Source organism: Streptomyces sp. NPDC087263 (assembly GCF_044744645.1).
GTDB lineage: Bacteria > Actinomycetota > Actinomycetes > Streptomycetales > Streptomycetaceae > Streptomyces.
In genome coordinates, this window is sequence record NZ_JBIUYT010000003.1 from 124583 (window position 1) to 141578 (window position 16996).

Consider the following 16996-nt stretch of genomic DNA (forward strand, 5'->3'; position numbering starts at 1 on the left):
TGACTGCTTGTTCACCCGTCGTCGACGCGAGAGCAAGCCTTTGACCTCCGACCTGCTCGCACCACTCGACCTGGCGTTCTGGAACATCGAGTCCGCCGAGCACCCCATGCACCTCGGTGCCCTGGGGGTCTTCGCGGCCCACTCACCCACCGCGGGCGCGCACGCCGCCGAGCTGCTCGCGGCCCGCGCGGCCGGAGTCCCCGGGCTGCGCATGCGGATCCGTGACGTGTGGCAGCCGCTTGCCTTCCCGCTCACCTTCCCACCGGCCTTCGGCGGGGCGACCCGCGAGCCCGCGCCCGACTTCGAGCCGCTCGACCACGTCACGCTGCACGCGCCGACCGCCGACTTCCACGTGGACGCCGGCCGTCTCATGGAACGTCCGCTGGTGCGTGACCGGCCGCCGTGGGAGGCACATGTGCTGCCCGGCGAGGACGGTGTGTCCTTCGCCGTGCTGTTCAAGTTCCATCACGCGCTCGCCGACGGTCTGCGGGCGCTGATGCTCGCGGCCGCGATCATGGACCCGGTGGACCTGCCGGAGCCCCGCCCACGCCGCGCCGAGCCGCCCCGCGGGCTCTTCCCGGACATCCGCAAACTGCCGGGACTGGTCCGTGGCGCCCTCTCCGACGTGGGCCGGGCCCTGGACATCGGCGCCTCCGTCGCCCGCGCGACCCTGGACGTACGGTCCTCACCCGCCCTCACCTCGGAGCCCACCGGCACCCGCCGCACCGCGGGCGTGGTCGTCGACCTCGACGACGTGCACCGCGTCCGCAAGACCGTGGGCGGCACCGTCAACGACGTCCTGATCGCCGTCGTCGCGGGCGCCCTGCGCCGCTGGCTCGACGAGCGCGGCGACGGCAGCGAGGGCGTCGTACCGCGTGCCCTGATCCCCGTCTCCAAGCGCCGCCCGCGCACCGCGCACCCGCAGGGCAATCGGCTCTCCGGCTACTTGATAAGGCTTCCGGTCGACGACCCGGACCCGCTCGGACGGCTGCGCGCGGTCCGCACGGCCATGGACCGCAACAAGGACGCCGGACCCAACCGGGGCGCGGGCGCCGTCGCACTGCTCGCCGACCATGTGCCGCCGCTCGGGCACCGGATCGGCGGGCCCGTCGTCGGTCAGGCGGCACGGCTGCTGTTCGACATCCTCGTCACCAGTGTGCCGCTGCCCAGCCTCGGCCTGAAGCTCGGCGGCTGCCCCCTGAACGAGGTGTTCCCGCTCGCCCCGCTGGCCCGCGGCCAGGCCCTCGCCGTGGCCGTCTCGACGTACCGCGGGCAGGTCCACTACGGGCTCGTGGCCGACGCGGAGGCCGTGCCGGACCTCGACGTGCTGGCCCGTGCGCTGACCGAGGAGGTGGCGGCGCTGAAGGCCGCCTGCGCCCCCTGAAAGCGCCGCCCGCGCCCCCTGCGGAGGCCGGTGATCATCGCGGGTTTGGTCCACGCACGATTGCTCCGTAAAATTCCGCCTTCGAAAGCGAGCGCGGTTCGAGCGCGGCGCGGAACCCGAGGAACGGCAACGGCGATGACGGTGACAGAGGACAGCCCGGCGACCCCCGCCGTGGACACGGCAGAGGTCGCGGGGGCGTCATACGGGCCCGGCATCGACCCGGAACGGCTCGCCGTCTGCCTCGGCGTGCTCGACGAACTCGACAAGATCGACGTCGACCACCCCGACGCCATCGCCGTCCGCCGCGCCACCGCGGGCGTCTACCGCACGGTCAAGCAGCGCCGCCGCCAGGACCGCCGGGCCGCCAAGACCGCCCACGACAAGTCGGTCACGGAGTCCACGGCCACCGGCTCCGCCCAGCGCATCGACGACGAGACGGAAGGCATCCTGCCCTCGTCCGTGACCGACGCCGGTGAGATCGCGGGGATACTCCAGCGCCCGCGCTCCTGCTACATCTGCAAGAAGCGGTACGTCGAGGTCGACTACTTCTACCACCAGCTCTGCCAGGAGTGCGCGGCCGAGAACCGCTCCCGCCGCGAAGCCCGCACCGACCTCAGCGGCAGGCGCGCACTGCTCACCGGAGGCCGCGCCAAGATCGGCATGTACATCGCGCTGCGGCTGCTGCGCGACGGCGCCCACACCACGATCACCACGCGCTTCCCGAACGACGCGATCCGCCGCTTCAAGGCCATGCCCGACAGCGACGAGTGGATCGGCCGACTGAAGATCGTCGGCCTCGACCTGCGCGACCCCGCGCAGGTCGTCGCCCTCGCCGAGTCGGTGGCCGCCGAGGGCCCGCTCGACATCCTGATCAACAACGCGGCCCAGACCGTACGCCGCTCGCCCGGCGCCTACAGCGAGCTGCTCGGCGCCGAGTCGGGCCCGCTGCCCGCCGGTGAGCTGCCGCCCGCCGAGGTGATCGGCACCTTCGGCTCGGGCGCCGTGGCAGCGCTCCCGGTCGCCGGAGGGGGTGCGCTGACCGCGAAGGAGGTCACCGACCTGGCTCTGGTGTCCGGCTCGGCGTCCCTGGAACGGATCGCGGCCGGTACGGCGATCGACGCGGGCGGGCTCGTCCCCGACCTGCACGACACCAACAGCTGGATCCAGTCCGTCGAGGAGGTCACGCCGGTCGAGCTCCTGGAGGTCCAGCTCTGCAACTCCACCGCGCCGTTCATCCTCATCAGCCGCCTGCGCGGGGCGATGTCCGCGGCTGACGCCGACCGCACGTACATCGTGAACGTCTCCGCCATGGAGGGCGTCTTCAACCGCGGCTACAAGGGCGCGGGCCACCCGCACACCAACATGGCCAAGGCCGCCCTGAACATGCTCACGCGCACCAGCGCCCAGGAGATGTTCGAGAAGGACCGCATCCTGATGACCGCCGTCGACACCGGCTGGATCACCGACGAGCGCCCGCATCCCGACAAGATGCGCCTCGCCGACGCGGGCTTCCACGCCCCGCTCGACCTCATCGACGGCGCCGCCCGCGTGTACGACCCGATCGTCCGCGGCGAGCAGGGCGAGGACCTGTACGGCGTCTTCATGAAGGACTACGCGCCCGGCAAGTGGTGATCTGACGGCCCCTTCAGGGGCGGGTGAAGGTGCCCAGGCCGTTCTCGTCGAACGCCTCGACGGTCACCTTCCCCGCCTTCGCGCCGTTCGAGGCACCCCTGAAGGTGACCCCGGACAGGCCGGTCGCGTTCTCGCCGACCGTCTCGAAGGAGTACGTGTCGCCGTCGAAGTGCGTGAGCCGGAACGTCATCGGCTCGGGGCCGAGGCTCATCGTCAGTTCACCGCTCTTCGCGGCCGTGACGGTGAGCGGACCGTAGAAGTCGTTGTCGTAGGTGCCCGTGTAGGTGTCGTCGGACCGGGCGCCGGCCGCGTTCGCCGGGGGCTTGGTGTAGTCGGTGGGGGAGCGGCCCGCCTCCTCCTGCTGCTGGTAGAGCTGTGCGGCCAGGGTGAGCCAGTCGGTCGTCGGCCTGCCGTACTGGGCCGTGTCGAAGAAGTCGAGCGCGACCGAGTCGGCGAGTCCCACGGGCGCTCCGTTGGTGAGCACCACGATGCCGAGCTGCTCGCCTGGCAGCAACGACACGTTGGTGTTCGCGCCGAGGGCGAAGGCGCCGGAATGGCTGAGGCGCAGCCGGCCCTGGTCGTCGTAGCTGACGTTCCAGCCGAGGCCGTAGAAGCCGGTGCGGCCCGCCGGGGCACGCGGCGGGGTGCTGACGATCTCGGGCAGGTGGGTGCGCTCCAGCGGGTCGGCGGGGATGATCTGCTCGCCGCCGAGCTTGCCGTTCGCGAGTTGCAGCCGCATCCAGGTGGCCATGTCGCGGGCCGTGGAACTCGCACCGCCCGCGGGCGACTGGGCGTCGGCGTCACGGACGGACTTGGCCTCCCAGGAGCCGTCCGTGCCCTTCACGTGTGTGACCGCCTTGTTCTTGGCCTGGTCGAAGTCGGTGAAGCGGGAGCTGGTGGAGTTCATGCCGGCGGGGTCGTAGAGGGTGTCCTCGGCGAGCTTCTCCCAGGTGGTGTCGTTCGCGTTCGCGACGGCCTGACCCGCGGCGGTGACTCCGAAGTTGGTGTACGCGTAACTCGCGCGGAAGGGGGAGAGCGGCTCGTACTTCAGATGCTCCAGGATGTACGTCCGGTCGAAGCCGAGGTCTTCGAGGAGGTCTCCGGAGTGGTCGGGCAGGCCGCTGCGGTGCGAGAAGAGGTCCGCGACGGTGACGTGCTCGGTGACCCAGGGGTCCTTGAGCGCGAAGCGCGGCAGCTGCCTCGCCACGGGGTCGTCCCAGCCGATGGTCTTGTCGCCGACGGCGCCCGCGACCACGGTCGAGGCCAGCGGCTTGGACAGCGACGCCAGCTCGAAGACGGTGTCCGGGCCGACGGCTCCGGACTGCCCGACCTGCCGCTCGCCGAAGCCCTTCAGATAGACGACCTTGTCCTTGTACACGACGGCCACGGCGACACCGGGGACCCCGGTCTTCCTCATGCCGTCCTGGATGACGCGGTCGAGAGCGCCGACGGCGTCGTCCACCTTCGCCTGCGTGAGTTGCGGTGGCGGCTGAGGCGGCGGTGTGTCCGCTGCCGCGGCGGATCCGGAGGCCGCGTAGCTCGCCGAGAGCAGGGAGGCCACAGCCGCTGCGATGAGCGCCGTCCATCTGTGGGGTCTCGCCTGACGCCGAACACCCATGGTCACCATTCAACGCGCGGTCACGGCCTTTGTCCTGCCGAGGCCGTACGTTCCCCAGGCGCCCGGCGTCCGTGTCCTCAGCCCCCCGGTGGACCGCATGGCCGGGGGAGCCGGCGTAGGCGGCCCCGACCCGTGTCCCTCCGTCGACCAGCAGGTCGGCACCGGTGATCCAGCCGGCCGCGTCCGAGGCCGGCCAGGTCACCGCCCGGGCGATGTCCTCGGGCTGACCGTTGCGGCCCGGCGGGAGGCCGGCGCCGAGCTCGTCCTCGGCGTCCTCCCACACGAAGCGGGCCCTCTCCGTACGGAGGAGTCCGGGAGAGACCGAGTTGACCCGCACCCCGGGGGCCGGCTCGCCCGCGAGCTGCCGGGTGCGGTGGAGCAGGGCGGCCTTGCTGGTGCCGTACGCGCCCACGTCGGGGCCGACGTGCCCGGCACCCTCCGTGCAGATGGTCACGACCGTGCCGCCGTGCTCCCTCATCCACGCCTGCTAGGCGCACCGCACCAGCCGCAGCGGTGCCTCCACATTGACGGTGAACGTCTGGCGCCAGCGGTCCGGGTCGGCGTCCGTGAGGGGCCGTACGGCTCGTTGGCCGCCGCGTGGTTCACCGCGACGTCGACGCGCCCGAACTCCGGCAGCGTCAGCTCGGTCAGCACCCGCAGATGAGGGAGGTCGGTGACGGAACCCGCGAGCCCGACACCGCCGAGCCGCTCGGAGGCAAGGCGGTCTCATGGCGGTCCGTCAGTCAACAGCCCTCAGCAGGAAGCCGTCCGGAGGTCACCGTCCCCGTGCTGTCGAATGGTCAGGGCACTGTGCCGTCGGCCGGTCACCGGCCCCGCGTCGTTGGCCGGTCCTCTGCCTTCAGCCGTGAGTGCCGTGTCGCCACCAGCTCCAGGACCGTACGCCAGTCCTCCATGACTCCGGCGTCGAGGCCGACGACCTTGCCCGCGTCGTCCGCCTGCCGCAGCGTGACCGCGTCCTCGGCGTACGGATCACGCTCGAACGAGGCCGCCTCGAGCGGGGTCATCGCACCGCCCTGCACGGTCAGGGTCAGCGCGCTCCGGGCGGACGGCCCGCGGCCCGGCGAAGTCGTGGCCAGATAGCGCTTCGCCGTCACATGCAGCCGTACGAGTCGGGAGACCCGTTCGCCGAGGAGAGGCTGTACCGCTTCGGCCGCGAGGTCGGCGTGACCGGCGTCGTCGCCCGGCCTGAGCAGCTGCCCGATGTCGTGAACCAGGCCCGCCACCTGGAGTTCCTTGTCGGCGGGATGACCGCGGCGCAGCAGCGCGGCGGTCTGTAGGGCGTGATCGTGCAGATCGACCGGGTCTCCACTGCGGTCCGGGGTGTCCCAGGCCCCCCGGCAGGCGTGCAGCAGATCCATCAGTTCCTCGACGCTGCGCAGCTCCATGGGTCAGTCCTCCGCGAGCAAAGCCATTGCGGACCGTCAGCAGATCATGGCCTCCTTGCGAACCGGCCAACGGGATCTGAACTGCGTTCCGCCTTCCGTGCCGACCGTGATCGCCTGGCCCGTGGTGACCTGCATCCATAGTCGGTATTGAGCCGAATGGGTGGCGGGGAAGAGGTCGTTATATTCCAAATCGCCGCAGACCGGGGCTGGGCGGACACTGAATGACGCGAGACGGTTACCTCGTGTTTTCAGCCCCATAGAGCGGGCACCCGCTCATTTGGTTAGTCTGTACCGGACGGGCAGCTCTACTGGGTTCCACCCACACCCACGGTCCGTCACGGGACAAGCCGGTCACCACGGCCTGCTCTCACATGAGTTACCGGCGCCACCGCGTCCCTAACTGCTTTCGACTCAGACCCGAGCGGACGTCAAGCGGCCGGCAGTTGACTGGTCTTGTGCGTCCCAAGGGTGACCCGACACATAAGGAGTGCGCGGTGACACCGGAGAAGAATCGCGATCAACGCCCCAGTGAACTCACTGAGGTTGCGGGCCGTCGGCCCGAGAAGAAGCTCGGCAGCCTCGACGTGTGGGCCAGGTCGGCCCCGATCCGCCTGGCGGGTTACGAGGACGACCTCGCCGAGCCGCACATCCTGCCCAGCGTCGACTGACCCTGGCAGAACCCCTCGCGATCCCCGGCAGGACCCATCGCGAACCCTGACAGCATGGGCGTGTCACACTCACGCCCATGCTGATCAGAGAAGCCGCGGCCGACGACTGGCCGCGGATCTGGCCTTTCTGGCACCGGATCGTCTCCGCGGGCGAGACCTACACCTGGGACCCGGACACCCCCGAGGAAGCGGCCCGCGCCCTGTGGATGGCGCCGGGCAAGCGCGTGTACGTCGCCGAGGACCCGACCGGAGCCGTCGTCGGCTCGGCCTTCGTCACCGCCAACTACGCCGGTCCCGCCGACCGGATCGCCAACGCCGGATTCATGGTCGACCCCGAGCAGGGCGGGCGGGGCATCGGCCGCGCCCTCGCCGCACACGTCCTCGTCGCGGCGAAGGCGGACGGCTACCGGGGCATGGTGTTCAACGCCGTCGTGGAGACCAACCCGGCGGTCAAGCTGTGGACTTCGCTCGGCTTCACCATCCTGGGCACCGTGCCGGATGCGTTCGAGCACCCCCGGCACGGACGGGTGGGGCTGCACATCATGTACCGGGCGTTGTAACTCAATCCAGTGATGCCGTACGCCGCCACGGATGCAGCACCTCCAACTGCCCCGCCAGGGCGAGCAGATCGAGCTCCGAACCCGGGCGTCCGACCAGTTGTACGGCGCACGGAGCGCCGCCCGGCAGCGTGCCGAACGGTACCGACATCGCGGGCCAACCGGTGAGGTTCCACGGCGCGGTCAGCGGCGAGTAGGTGGTGTTGGCCAGCAGATTGCGCAGCCAACCTCGTTCGTGCCAGGCCGCGGCTGCCGGACCCCGCCGGGCCAGCGCAGGAGTGATCAGCACGTCGTGCTCGGCGAAGAACGGCTCCAGACGCCTGCGCAGCTGCTCGCGGCGGTCACCCTTGCGGACGCTGTTGAGGAAGCGGCGGCCCACCGCGGCGTGCACGCGGGTGCGCCGGGTGAGCAGGCGAGGGTCGAGCTCCCCGGCGTCCAGGGCGGTGCCCGCCGTCCAGTGCGCGAGTGAAGTCGTACCCAGCCAGAGGGGATAGGGCGGGTCGGCGGGCCGTACCTGGTGACCCGCCGTGGCCAGCAGTCGCGCCGCCTCGTGAGCCGCGGCCCGGTACGGCCGGGTGATCTTCACGCCGACCAGCGGGCTGCGTACGGAGACGGCAACCCTGCGGGCTTCCTTCCCTGGCGGGCGTACGGCGTCGGTGCCGGCCAGCACCGCGAACATCAGGCGTGCGTCCTCGACCGTGGTCGCGAGCGGCCCGTTCTCCGCCATGCCGAACCAGTCGCCGTGACCGATTCCCGCCGGGACCGTGCCATGGCCCGGCTTCAGTCCGACCAGGCCGCAGTTGGCGGCCGGGATGCGCAGCGATCCCATGCCGTCGTTGCCGAGCGCGATCGGCACCATCCCGGCGGCGACCGCGGCCGCGCTGCCGCCCGAGGAACCGCCCGCCGTGCGCGAGGTGTCCCACGGGTTGCGCGCGATGCCGTGCACACCGTCGGTGGTGCCGAATACGCAGAGCTCGGGCACGTTCGTCAGGCCCACCACGACGGCGCCCGCCGCGCGGAGCCGGGCCACGGTGACATGGTCGTGGTCCGCGGGTGTGTCCGGGGTGGCGGCGGAGCCCAGGCGGTTGGCCTCGCCGCGTACCGGGAGGTTGTCCTTGACGGCCACCGGCACGCCCGCGAGGGGGAGTCCGTCAAGATCCCGCGTGGCCAGCTCGTCGGCCTCGGCCAGGGACGCCTCCGCCCGCAGCGTGCGGAACGCGCCGACGCGGGCGTCGAGCAGCTCGATCCGGGCGAGGTGTTCGGCCACCACCTCACGGGGCGTGACCCGCTTCTCCCGTACGGCTGCGGCGATTTCGGCGGCGGTCCGGCCGACCCAGGTGGTCACGGGCGCTCCTTTGCGGACCGGCGAGTAGTACGAGATGCACTCTGCCCGCGACGCGGTGTCCCGTCGAGAGCCTGGGACCTCGGAACTCCGGGAATGGTTCTCCGACGGCTTTCGCGCGAGGGCTTTCGCATGCCTGGAGCACGCGCGAGATCATCCGATCACTTGCTCAACTTCCGTCTCTGCGCACTCCATTGACAGGTTCTGGCGGCAGCTCGATCATCAGACATCCGATGAATGGGAGAGCCGCCCATGAGTACGTATCCAAGACGTCAGGTACTGGGAGTCGCGGCCGGAGTCGCCGTGGCCGCCACTCTTCCCCTCGCCGCCACGGTGGAAGCGCAGGCCGCGGACGGGCAGGTAAGCCAGGGTGGACAGGGCAACCAGTGGGTCCCGGTGCCCGACCCGATACCCGTGCCGCTCGACGCCCACCTCGACAACGACGGCATCGACACCGTCGGCGCGCGGGGCGGGAGCTTCGACGGCTCGGGCTACACGTTCCCGGGCGAGGAACTCCCCGCGGGTCCGGTCGAGGTCGATGGCATCACCTTCCTCTTCCCGTCCGCCGAGGCGGGCGCCAAGAACAACGTGGTCGCCCTCGGCCAGCGCATCGAACTGCCCCGAGGGAGCTACCTGTCGGCCCTGTTCCTCACGGCGGGCAGCTATGGCAACGCGTCCGGCAAGGCCACCGTGCACTACGCGGACGGCTCCACGACGAGCGCCGGGCTCGGCGGCTCGGACTGGTACTCGGCGGGCGGCTCACTGTCGGCGGCGTACCGCTACCGGCCGGACGGCAGCAAGGACGAGCACCGTGTCGGCATCGGCATGGCGGAGGTGTGGATCGACCCGGGGCGCGAGGCGGTCGCCCTGACCCTGCCGATCACCAGCCCCGCCGAGGAGAACAGGACGTCCCTGCACGTCTTCGCCCTCTCGCTCCAACCGGCCGCCCAGGGACGGGCGTTGGCCGTGCGGGACGCGCACTCCACCTTCTCCCTCCTGGAGTCGAGCGGCGCGCAGAGCGTGGAGGCCACCGTCGTCAACGCCGGGACGGTCGCCGTCCTCGCCGGTGACCGGGTGTCGGTCGGCGTCGACGTGCCGGGCGCCCGCACCGTCGAGCCCGCGAGCGTGACCCGCCTCGACCCCGGCGAACAGGCGCGCATCCGCGTCGGCATCCGCAACCGGGTGGGGACGGCACCGGGGACGGCGCAGGACGGCAAGGTGATCGTCAGCGGGCGAGGCAGGCACGTCACCAGCAGCAGTCGAGAGTTGACCCTCGGCGTCCCCGACTACCAGCCCACCGAGGCGTCACTGACGGGACATCAGGCGCCGTACTGGTTCCACCGTGCCAAGTTCGGCATCTTCATCCACTGGGGCGTGTACTCGGTGCCCGCCTGGTCGCCGGTCGGCAAGCAGTACGCCGAGTGGTACTGGAACCACATGGAGAGCCCGGACAACGCGGTGTACGCCTACCACCGGGAGACCTACGGCGAGAACTTCGCGTACGACGACTTCATCCCGATGTTCACGGCGAAGAAGTTCAACCCGCGGGGGTGGGTGGAGCTGTTCCGCGACGCTGGCGCGGAGTACCACGTGCTGACCTCGAAACACCATGAGGGCTTCGCCCTGTGGGACACCAGGTTCGCCGATCGCAACTCCGTGAAGATGGGCCCGAAGCGCGATCTGATCCGCGAACTCTTCGACGCCTCCAAGCAGTTCACGCCGGAGCTGAAGCGCGGCCTGTACTTCTCGATGCCCGAGTGGTTCAACCCGGACAACCCGTGGATGGGCCATGCCCCGCGCAACCCGTACACCCTGGAGCCGCTCCCGTACACCGGATACACCGCGGGCAAGGACTATGTGAAGGACTATCAGGCGCCGCAGATGTTGGAGCTGATCCACGGCTACGACCCTGCCCTGATCTGGTGCGACATCGGCGGCGCGAACGACAGCGTCGAGGTGCTCGCCGAGTACTTCAACCACGGGAAGAACCGGCACAAGCCGTACGAGGTGACGGTCAACGACCGCTCGGGGATCGGCTTCCACGACTTCACCACCCCCGAGTACACGACGTACGAGAACACCGTCGTCGCCAAGTGGGAGTCCAGCCGTGGCCTGGACCCGCGCAGCTATGGCTACAACCGGGCGACCCCGGACGACGCCTACATGACCACCGAGGAGGTCGTGCGGAGCCTCGTCGACATCGTCTCCAAGAACGGCAACTTCCTCCTCGACATCGGCCCGCGCGCCGACGGCACCATCCCGGAGATCATGGAGACCCGGCTGCGCGAGACCGGCCGCTGGCTGAAGACCAACGGCGAGGCGATCTACGACACGACGTACTGGTCGCGGATGGCGGAACTCGGCGCGGACCTGCGCTTCACGGTCAAGCAGAACAAGGCCTTCTACATCCACTCGCTGACCGCACCCGGCAGCAAGCTGACCGTCGAGGCGCCGGTACCGATCCGCAGCGGGGACAGGGTCACCATGCTCGGCTACCACCGGCCGCTGACCTGGACGGCCGGCAACGGGTCGCTGGTGATCGACGTGCCGCAGGCCGCCCGTAAGGCCGGGCAGTATGTGTGGGTGTTCAAGGTGGACTGGCAGAGCTGATGTTCGTGGGCGGACGTTCCGGGTGACGGCCGCCCCCTTCATGCGTTCTGGGTGACGTCTGCCCTCTTTTTCATCTCCCGCGGGGTCCCGTGCTGTCCCGCTCGATCAGCCGCGGCACCGGCACCTGCACCGTCCGTGCCGGACCGCCGTCCAACAGCGCGGTCAGCTCCTGCGCGGCCGTGCGGCCGAACTCCACGGTGTCGCGGGAGAGCGCGGACAGCCACGGCTTGACCATGCGGCACAGCGCGGAGTCCTCCCAGGCCACGACCGAGACGTCGCCCGGCACGGAGAAGCCCAGCTCGGTGGCGGCGGCGACCCCGGCGACGGCCATCACGTCGTTGTCGTAGACCAGCGCGGTCGGCGGGGTGCCGCTTTCCAGGACACGGCGGGTGACGGCGGTGCTCTCCGTGTCCGAGTAGTCCGTGGGCACGGAACGGACCTCGGTCAGCCCCCGGCGCTCGGCCTCGGCGCGCAGGGTACGGATCCGGCGCTCGGTGTGGGCGAGGCCGGGCAGCCCCGCGATGTGCACGATCCGGCGGTGGCCGAGCGCGTACAGCTCGTCCACGACCGCGGCCATCGCGGCCGCGTCGTCGGCCCAGACGGTGGATAGGCCGGGGTGCCGGGCGTCCGGCACCCCGCCGATGACCACGGCGGGCAGGCCCAGTTCGTCCAGGAGGTCCGGACGCGGATCGTCGACGCGCGGGTCGACGACCAGCACCCCGTCCACCCGGTGCTCGGCCCACCAGCGCCGGTAGACCGCGCACTCGGCGGTCACGTCCTCCACCACCTGGAAGAGCAGGCCGAGATGACGCTCCGCCAGCACCTCCTGGATACCCGAGACGAGCTGGAGGAAGAAGGAATCCACGCCGAGGGTGTCCGCGGGCCGCGCCAGCACGAAGCCGACCGTGGCCGCGCCCTCCCCGGACAACGCGCGTGCCGCCGTACTCGGCCGCCAGCCCAGCTGTTCGGCCACCCGGCGGACCCGGTCGCGGGTGATCTCGGAGACGCCGGGCCGGTCGTTGAGCGCGAAGGAGACCGCGCTCTCGGAGACTCCGGCGCGGCGCGCGATGTCCTTCATCGTCGGCCGGCGTGCCGGAGACCGCTTGGCTGGCACCCTTGCTCCCCGTTCTTTCAGGACCCTCTTCCGGAGTCATCCGAGGTCGTGTACTAATGCGCTTGAGCTGATGCTATCTAAAGCGCATTAGTGATCGATTGCAAGAGGCGGGCTGCACGGCTCTGACCTGCTCTGTTGTGCTACCGATAAATTTAGCTCGCGCCAATCCATTGACTTGCCCGGCGAGTTGCCTGCAAGGTCTGCCCCGGCACTGTTCGCCCATCCTGCCGCAAAGGAGCCCGGTCACCGTGCGCACATCTCGCAGAGCACTCGCCGCTGCCGTCATCGCCCTCGTCCTGCCGCTGAGCGCCTGCGGCTCCGGGGACGACGGGGGCGGCTCCACGGACGCCTCCGGCAAGGTCGAGGGCGACATCACCTTCCAGACCTGGAACCTCCAGGCCAACTTCAAGCCGTATTTCGAGGGCGTGATCGCCGACTTCGAGAAGCAGTACCCGGACACGAAAGTGAAGTGGATCGACCAGCCCGCCGAGGGCTACGCCGACAAGATCAGCGCGGACGCGGCCGGCGGCACCCTGCCCGACGTCGTGAACGTCTCGCCCGACCTCGTCGCACCGCTCGCCAAGGCCGGGTTCGCGCTCGACCTGGACAAGGCTGCCTCGAAGTACAAGAAGGAGTACCTGGAAGGCGCTTGGGCCAGCCACCAGATACCGGGCATGACCGGGACGTACGCCTTCCCCTGGTACCTCAACACCGGCCCGCTCTTCTACAACAAGTCGCTCTTCGAGGAGGCCGGGCTCGACCCCGACAAGCCCCCGACGACGTACGACGAACTCTTCAGCGACGCGCTGGAGTTGGCCCAGAAGAGCGATGGCAAGGTGGCCACGCTCGCCAACATTCCCACCATCGAGGACTTCGGCCGCTACGGCGTCGAGCTGATGAACAAGGCGGGCACCGGCTTCGCCTTCAACGACGCCAAGGGCATCGAACTCCTTACCAAGTACAAGGAGTTGTACGACGCCAAGGCGCTGGACTCGCAGGCGCTGACCGCGACCCCGGAATCGTCCGGCAAGAAGTTCCTCACCGGGGCCGTCGCCATGAACCCTGGCAGTGCCCTGGACCTGGAGAACTTCAAGACGCAGGCGCCGAGCCTGTACAAGAACATCGGCATCACCGACCAGATCACCAGCACCGGCAAGGTGAACATGTACGTGATGGGGGTAATGGTCAACTCGCAGACCAAGCACACCCCGGCCGCGGTCGCCTTCGCGCACTTCGTCACCGACGCGCAGAACCAGATGTCGTTCGCGAAGCAGGTCGCGATCTTCCCGAGCACCGCGGGATCGCTGGACGACCCGTACTTCACCAAGGAGGACGGGACCGACGTGACGCGGGTGCGGGTGGCGGCGGCCAAGTCCCTGAAGAACGCGGTGAACTACACGCCGGTCCTGTTCAGCGAGCAGATGAAGACCGAGCTGCGCAACGAGGTCGCCAAGGCGCTCCAGGGCAAGCAGAGCCCGAAGGAAGCTCTTGACAACGCTGTCGAGGCCTGCAACAAGCTGCTCGAACAGCAGGGCTGACCAGCTATGGCGAGCTCTTCCACCGTCTCCGGCGGGGCCCGGCGCAGTACGCGGGTGAGGCGCCAACTGCCCACGAGCCCGTGGCTGTTCGCCGCCCCCGGCATGCTGATCATCGGCATCTTCATCCTGTACCCGTTCGTCTCCACCCTGGTCAACTCCTTCACCGACCGCCGGACCCTGATCCCCGGCGAGTTCGTGGGCCTGGCCAACTTCCGGGAACTGCTGCACGACGACATGTTCTGGATCGGGCTGCGCAACAGCACGCTGTACGTCCTCGGGGTCGTCCCCGCGCTCGTCCTGCTGCCGCTGCTGCTCGCTCTGCTGGTCCAGAAGAACATCCCGGGCATCGCCTTCTTCCGGTCGGCCTTCTACACCCCGGTGGTCGCCTCGATCGTCGTGGTCGGGCTCATCTGGGTGTGGCTGCTCGACGAACGTGGCCTGGTGAACTCGCTGTTGGAGGCGATCGGGGTCGGCAAGATCGGCTTCCTCAGCGACCAGTGGCTTCTTCTGCTGAGCGCCATGGCCGTCACCGTGTGGCGGGGCCTGGGCTACTACATGATCATTTACCTGGCCGCGCTCGCCAATGTGCCGCGCGAGCTGCATGAAGCCGCCATGGTGGACGGCGCGGGCGCGGTGCGCCGCTTCTTCACGGTCACCGTGCCCGCCGTCCGTTCCACGATGGTGCTGGTCGGCGCGCTCTCCTCGGTCTCCGCCTTCAAGGTGTTCTCCGAGGTCTATCTGATGGCCGGCCCGGACGGCGGCCCCGCGGGCGAGGACACCACCCTCGTCATGCTGGTCCAGCGCACCGGCACCGGTCTGACCGGCCGCGTCGGCTACGCCTCCGCCATCTCCGTCGTCGTCTTCGTCGTCACCCTCGCGCTGATGCTGCTCGTGCTGCGCGCCGACCGGAAGGAGGACGCATGAGTGTGCTGGAGAAGGCACCTCCGGTCGAGCGGCCGGAAGCCCCGCGCAAGCCCCGCCGACGGGTCACCGATGAGCAGGGCCGCCACGTACGCGCCTGGGAACTCGCCCTGCGCTACCTGCTGTTGCTCGCCGTGCTCGCCCTCACCGTCGGGCCCTTCCTGTGGCAGCTGTCCACCTCGCTCAAGGGCCCCACCGAGGACATCTACAGCGCGACGCCCAAGTTCCTGCCGAGCCACCCGACCCTCCACAACTACGACCGGGTCGCCGAGACCATCCCCGTCTGGGACTACGCCCTCAACTCGCTGAAGGTCGCGGGCGCCAACGTGGTGACGAACTGCGTCGGTTCGGCCCTCGCGGGGTACGCCCTGGCCCGGATGCGCTACCGGGGCCGGCGGGTGGCCACCCTGGTCTTCATCCTCGCGATGCTGGTCCCCGCGGAGAGCATCATCATCGCCCAGTTCACCACCATGCGTGAGCTCGGCCTGAACAACACCCTCATCGGGGTGGTGCTGCCGGCCTGCGTCAGCTCCATGAACGTCCTGCTGATGCGCAATGCCTTCCTCAACCTGCCGTACGAGATCGAGGAGGCTGCCTTCGTCGACGGCGCGAACGCTTGGCAGCGGTTCCTGCGGATCGCGCTGCCGTCGGTGAAGGGGACCCTCGCCGTCGTCGCGATCTTCGCCTTCATGGGTGCCTGGGACGACTTCCTGTGGCCGCTCATCGTGCTCAGCGATCCGTCGAAGTTCACCCTGACCATCGGCCTCAACTATCTGCACGGCACCTTCGCCAACGACGAACGCCTCGTCGCCGCGGGCACGATCATCGCCGTGGCACCGCTGATCGCCCTCTTCGCCTGTCTCCAGCGGTACTTCTTCCGCGGGGTCGGCGAGGGCGCGGTCAAGGGCTGACCTCCCCGGACCTTTCCCTCCATCCGATTCGCAAGGATCCCGCATGCCTGCTGCCGTGCGCTTCGGCGTCAACTACACCCCGAGCGTCGGGTGGTTCCACCACTGGCTCGACTTCGACCTCGACGCCGTACGCGCCGATCTGGACTCGATCGCCGCGCTCGGCCTGGACCACATCCGGGTCTTCCCGCTGTGGCCCTACTTCCAGCCCAACCGCACCCTGATCCGCCCGCGGGCAGTGGAGCAGCTCGTCGCGCTCGCCGACGCCGCCGCCGAACGCGGACTCGACGTCAACGTCGACGGTTTGCAGGGGCACCTGTCGAGCTTCGACTTCCTGCCCGCGTGGACCCAGACCTGGCATCGGCGGAACATCTTCACCGACCCGGCGGTGGTCGAGGGGGAGGCCGAGTACCTGCGGGTACTCTCCGCCGCGCTCGCCGACCGGCCGAACTTCATCGGCATGACGATCGGCAACGAGGTCAACCAGTTCGCGGCGGGACCGCATCCCGACCCGGACCGCATCACGCCGGACCAGGCAGCGGCCTGGCTCCAGCGCCTGCTCGCCGCCTGCGAGGAGGGCGCGCCGGGCAAACTGCATCTGCACGCCTCGTACGACGCCGCCTGGTACCAGGACGACCAGCCGTTCACCCCCGAGCACTCGGCGCGGCTCGGCGCGGTCACCGCCGTGCACTCCTGGGTGTTCAACGGCACGGCTCAGCGCCACGGCCGTACGGGTGTCGCCACCGAACACCACGCCGCCTACCTCATCGAGCTGTCCAAGGCGTGGGCCGACGACCCCCGCCGCCCGGTGTGGCTCCAGGAGGTCGGCGCGCCCGCGCCGCTCATCCCGGCCGGGCACGCGGCGGCGTTCACCGAGGCGACCATTGCGAACGCCCTCGACTGCCCCGACGTCTGGGGCGTCACCTGGTGGTGCTCGCACGACGTGAGCCGCGACCTCGCCGACTTCCCCGAACTCGAGTACAGCCTCGGCCTGTTGACCAACGACCGGCAGCCCAAGCCCGCTGGTCACGCCATCGCGCGGATCATCGAGGAGCGGCGCGCGTACGCACCCGCACCCCGGACCACGGCCCTGGTGGTTGAGACCGCTCAGGGCGGCCGTTCGGTCTGTGCTCCGGGTGGGCAGGTCTTCGAGGCCTTCGCCCGGCTGACCGCCGGCGGGGCCCGCCCCACCACCGTTCTCGCGAGCCGCGCCGACGACAAGGAACATCTCGCGGCCCGTGGCATCACCGAAGTCGTCACCCCCGATCAGGTCACCGAGTAGGCCGTCCCCACGACCC

The 16996-nt window shown here is 69.9% G+C and carries 13 protein-coding genes and 1 pseudogene; 9 read left to right on the plus strand and 5 right to left on the minus strand.

Annotated elements, in window-relative coordinates; translation table 11 throughout:
- Positions 1–40 precede the first annotated feature (40 nt).
- Together ACIPC1_RS09880 and ACIPC1_RS09885 are read left to right on the plus strand one after the other, a co-directional pair.
- Complete coding sequence (locus tag ACIPC1_RS09880; protein WP_402515087.1) at positions 41–1384, plus strand: wax ester/triacylglycerol synthase family O-acyltransferase; 1344 nt, start codon at positions 41–43, stop codon at positions 1382–1384.
- Between the two features lie 135 nt (positions 1385–1519).
- The gene (locus tag ACIPC1_RS09885) at positions 1520–3016 is read left to right on the plus strand and encodes an SDR family NAD(P)-dependent oxidoreductase (protein ID WP_402515089.1); all 1497 of its coding nucleotides are present in this window, start codon (positions 1520–1522) and stop codon (positions 3014–3016) included.
- Positions 3017–3029: 13 nt separating this feature from the next.
- Here the strand turns inward: ACIPC1_RS09885 and ACIPC1_RS09890 are convergent, their stop codons facing one another.
- From ACIPC1_RS09890 to ACIPC1_RS09900, 3 genes and pseudogenes are all read right to left on the minus strand, one after another.
- Positions 3030–4643 (minus strand): serine hydrolase, encoded by a 1614-nt coding sequence (locus ACIPC1_RS09890; RefSeq protein ID WP_402515091.1) that lies wholly within the window; start codon positions 4641–4643, stop codon positions 3030–3032.
- 79 nt (positions 4644–4722) lie between these two features.
- Positions 4723–5357 (minus strand): annotated as a pseudogene (locus tag ACIPC1_RS09895) (SDR family oxidoreductase); the annotation flags it as partial.
- A 101-nt stretch (positions 5358–5458) separates the two neighbouring features.
- Entirely contained in the window at positions 5459–6040 is a 582-nt protein-coding gene (locus ACIPC1_RS09900) for an inositol oxygenase family protein (RefSeq protein WP_402515092.1), read from the minus strand.
- A 494-nt stretch (positions 6041–6534) separates the two neighbouring features.
- On the opposite strand from ACIPC1_RS09900, the gene ACIPC1_RS09905 reads away from it, so the two are divergent.
- Positions 6535–6708 carry a hypothetical protein gene (locus ACIPC1_RS09905; protein ID WP_384390879.1) on the plus strand — a complete coding sequence of 58 codons (174 nt, stop codon included), beginning with the start codon at positions 6535–6537 and terminating at the stop codon, positions 6706–6708.
- Positions 6709–6785: 77 nt separating this feature from the next.
- Complete coding sequence (locus tag ACIPC1_RS09910; RefSeq protein ID WP_402515095.1) at positions 6786–7268, plus strand: GNAT family N-acetyltransferase; 483 nt, start codon at positions 6786–6788, stop codon at positions 7266–7268.
- Between the two features lies 1 nt (position 7269).
- Here the strand turns inward: ACIPC1_RS09910 and ACIPC1_RS09915 are convergent, their stop codons facing one another.
- Positions 7270–8610, minus strand: a complete 1341-nt coding sequence (locus ACIPC1_RS09915; RefSeq protein WP_402515098.1) for an amidase — start codon at positions 8608–8610, stop codon at positions 7270–7272.
- A 249-nt stretch (positions 8611–8859) separates the two neighbouring features.
- Between ACIPC1_RS09915 and ACIPC1_RS09920 the strand changes: the two genes are divergently transcribed.
- Positions 8860–11217, plus strand: coding sequence for an alpha-L-fucosidase (locus ACIPC1_RS09920; RefSeq protein ID WP_402515099.1), 2358 nt, complete (start codon positions 8860–8862; stop codon positions 11215–11217).
- Positions 11218–11287: 70 nt separating this feature from the next.
- Here ACIPC1_RS09920 and ACIPC1_RS09925 read toward each other — a convergent pair whose 3' ends face one another.
- Positions 11288–12331 (minus strand): LacI family DNA-binding transcriptional regulator, encoded by a 1044-nt coding sequence (locus tag ACIPC1_RS09925; RefSeq protein WP_402515102.1) that lies wholly within the window; start codon positions 12329–12331, stop codon positions 11288–11290.
- Between the two features lie 248 nt (positions 12332–12579).
- Here ACIPC1_RS09925 and ACIPC1_RS09930 point away from each other — a divergent pair, with 248 nt between their 5' ends.
- Genes ACIPC1_RS09930 through ACIPC1_RS09945 form a run of 4 tightly spaced genes read left to right on the plus strand, consistent with a single transcriptional unit; the run spans position 12580 to position 16980 of the window.
- Positions 12580–13869, plus strand: a complete 1290-nt coding sequence (locus tag ACIPC1_RS09930; RefSeq protein WP_402515104.1) for an ABC transporter substrate-binding protein — start codon at positions 12580–12582, stop codon at positions 13867–13869.
- Between the two features lie 6 nt (positions 13870–13875).
- Complete coding sequence (locus tag ACIPC1_RS09935) at positions 13876–14793, plus strand: carbohydrate ABC transporter permease (protein ID WP_402515107.1); 918 nt, start codon at positions 13876–13878, stop codon at positions 14791–14793.
- Complete coding sequence (locus ACIPC1_RS09940) at positions 14790–15701, plus strand: carbohydrate ABC transporter permease (protein ID WP_402515109.1); 912 nt, start codon at positions 14790–14792, stop codon at positions 15699–15701. Before ACIPC1_RS09935 ends, ACIPC1_RS09940 begins: the two co-directional genes overlap by 4 nt.
- A 43-nt stretch (positions 15702–15744) precedes the next feature.
- Positions 15745–16980, plus strand: coding sequence for a glycosyl hydrolase (locus ACIPC1_RS09945; protein ID WP_402515111.1), 1236 nt, complete (start codon positions 15745–15747; stop codon positions 16978–16980).
- Positions 16981–16996 lie beyond the last annotated feature (16 nt).

Excerpts from the sequence above, each read along its gene's own strand:
- ACIPC1_RS09945 (WP_402515111.1), top strand. The coding sequence starts at position 15,745 with ATGCCTGCTGCCGTGCGCTTCGGCGTCAACTACACCCCGAGCGTCGGG.
- ACIPC1_RS09935 (WP_402515107.1), top strand. The coding sequence starts at position 13,876 with ATGGCGAGCTCTTCCACCGTCTCCGGCGGGGCCCGGCGCAGTACGCGG.
- ACIPC1_RS09910 (WP_402515095.1), top strand. The coding sequence starts at position 6,786 with ATGCTGATCAGAGAAGCCGCGGCCGACGACTGGCCGCGGATCTGGCCT.
- ACIPC1_RS09940 (WP_402515109.1), top strand. The coding sequence starts at position 14,790 with ATGAGTGTGCTGGAGAAGGCACCTCCGGTCGAGCGGCCGGAAGCCCCG.
- ACIPC1_RS09920 (WP_402515099.1), top strand. The coding sequence starts at position 8,860 with ATGAGTACGTATCCAAGACGTCAGGTACTGGGAGTCGCGGCCGGAGTC.
- ACIPC1_RS09900 (WP_402515092.1), bottom strand. The coding sequence starts at position 6,040 with ATGGAGCTGCGCAGCGTCGAGGAACTGATGGATCTGCTGCACGCCTGC.
- ACIPC1_RS09885 (WP_402515089.1), top strand. The coding sequence starts at position 1,520 with ATGACGGTGACAGAGGACAGCCCGGCGACCCCCGCCGTGGACACGGCA.
- ACIPC1_RS09890 (WP_402515091.1), bottom strand. The coding sequence starts at position 4,643 with ATGGTGACCATGGGTGTTCGGCGTCAGGCGAGACCCCACAGATGGACG.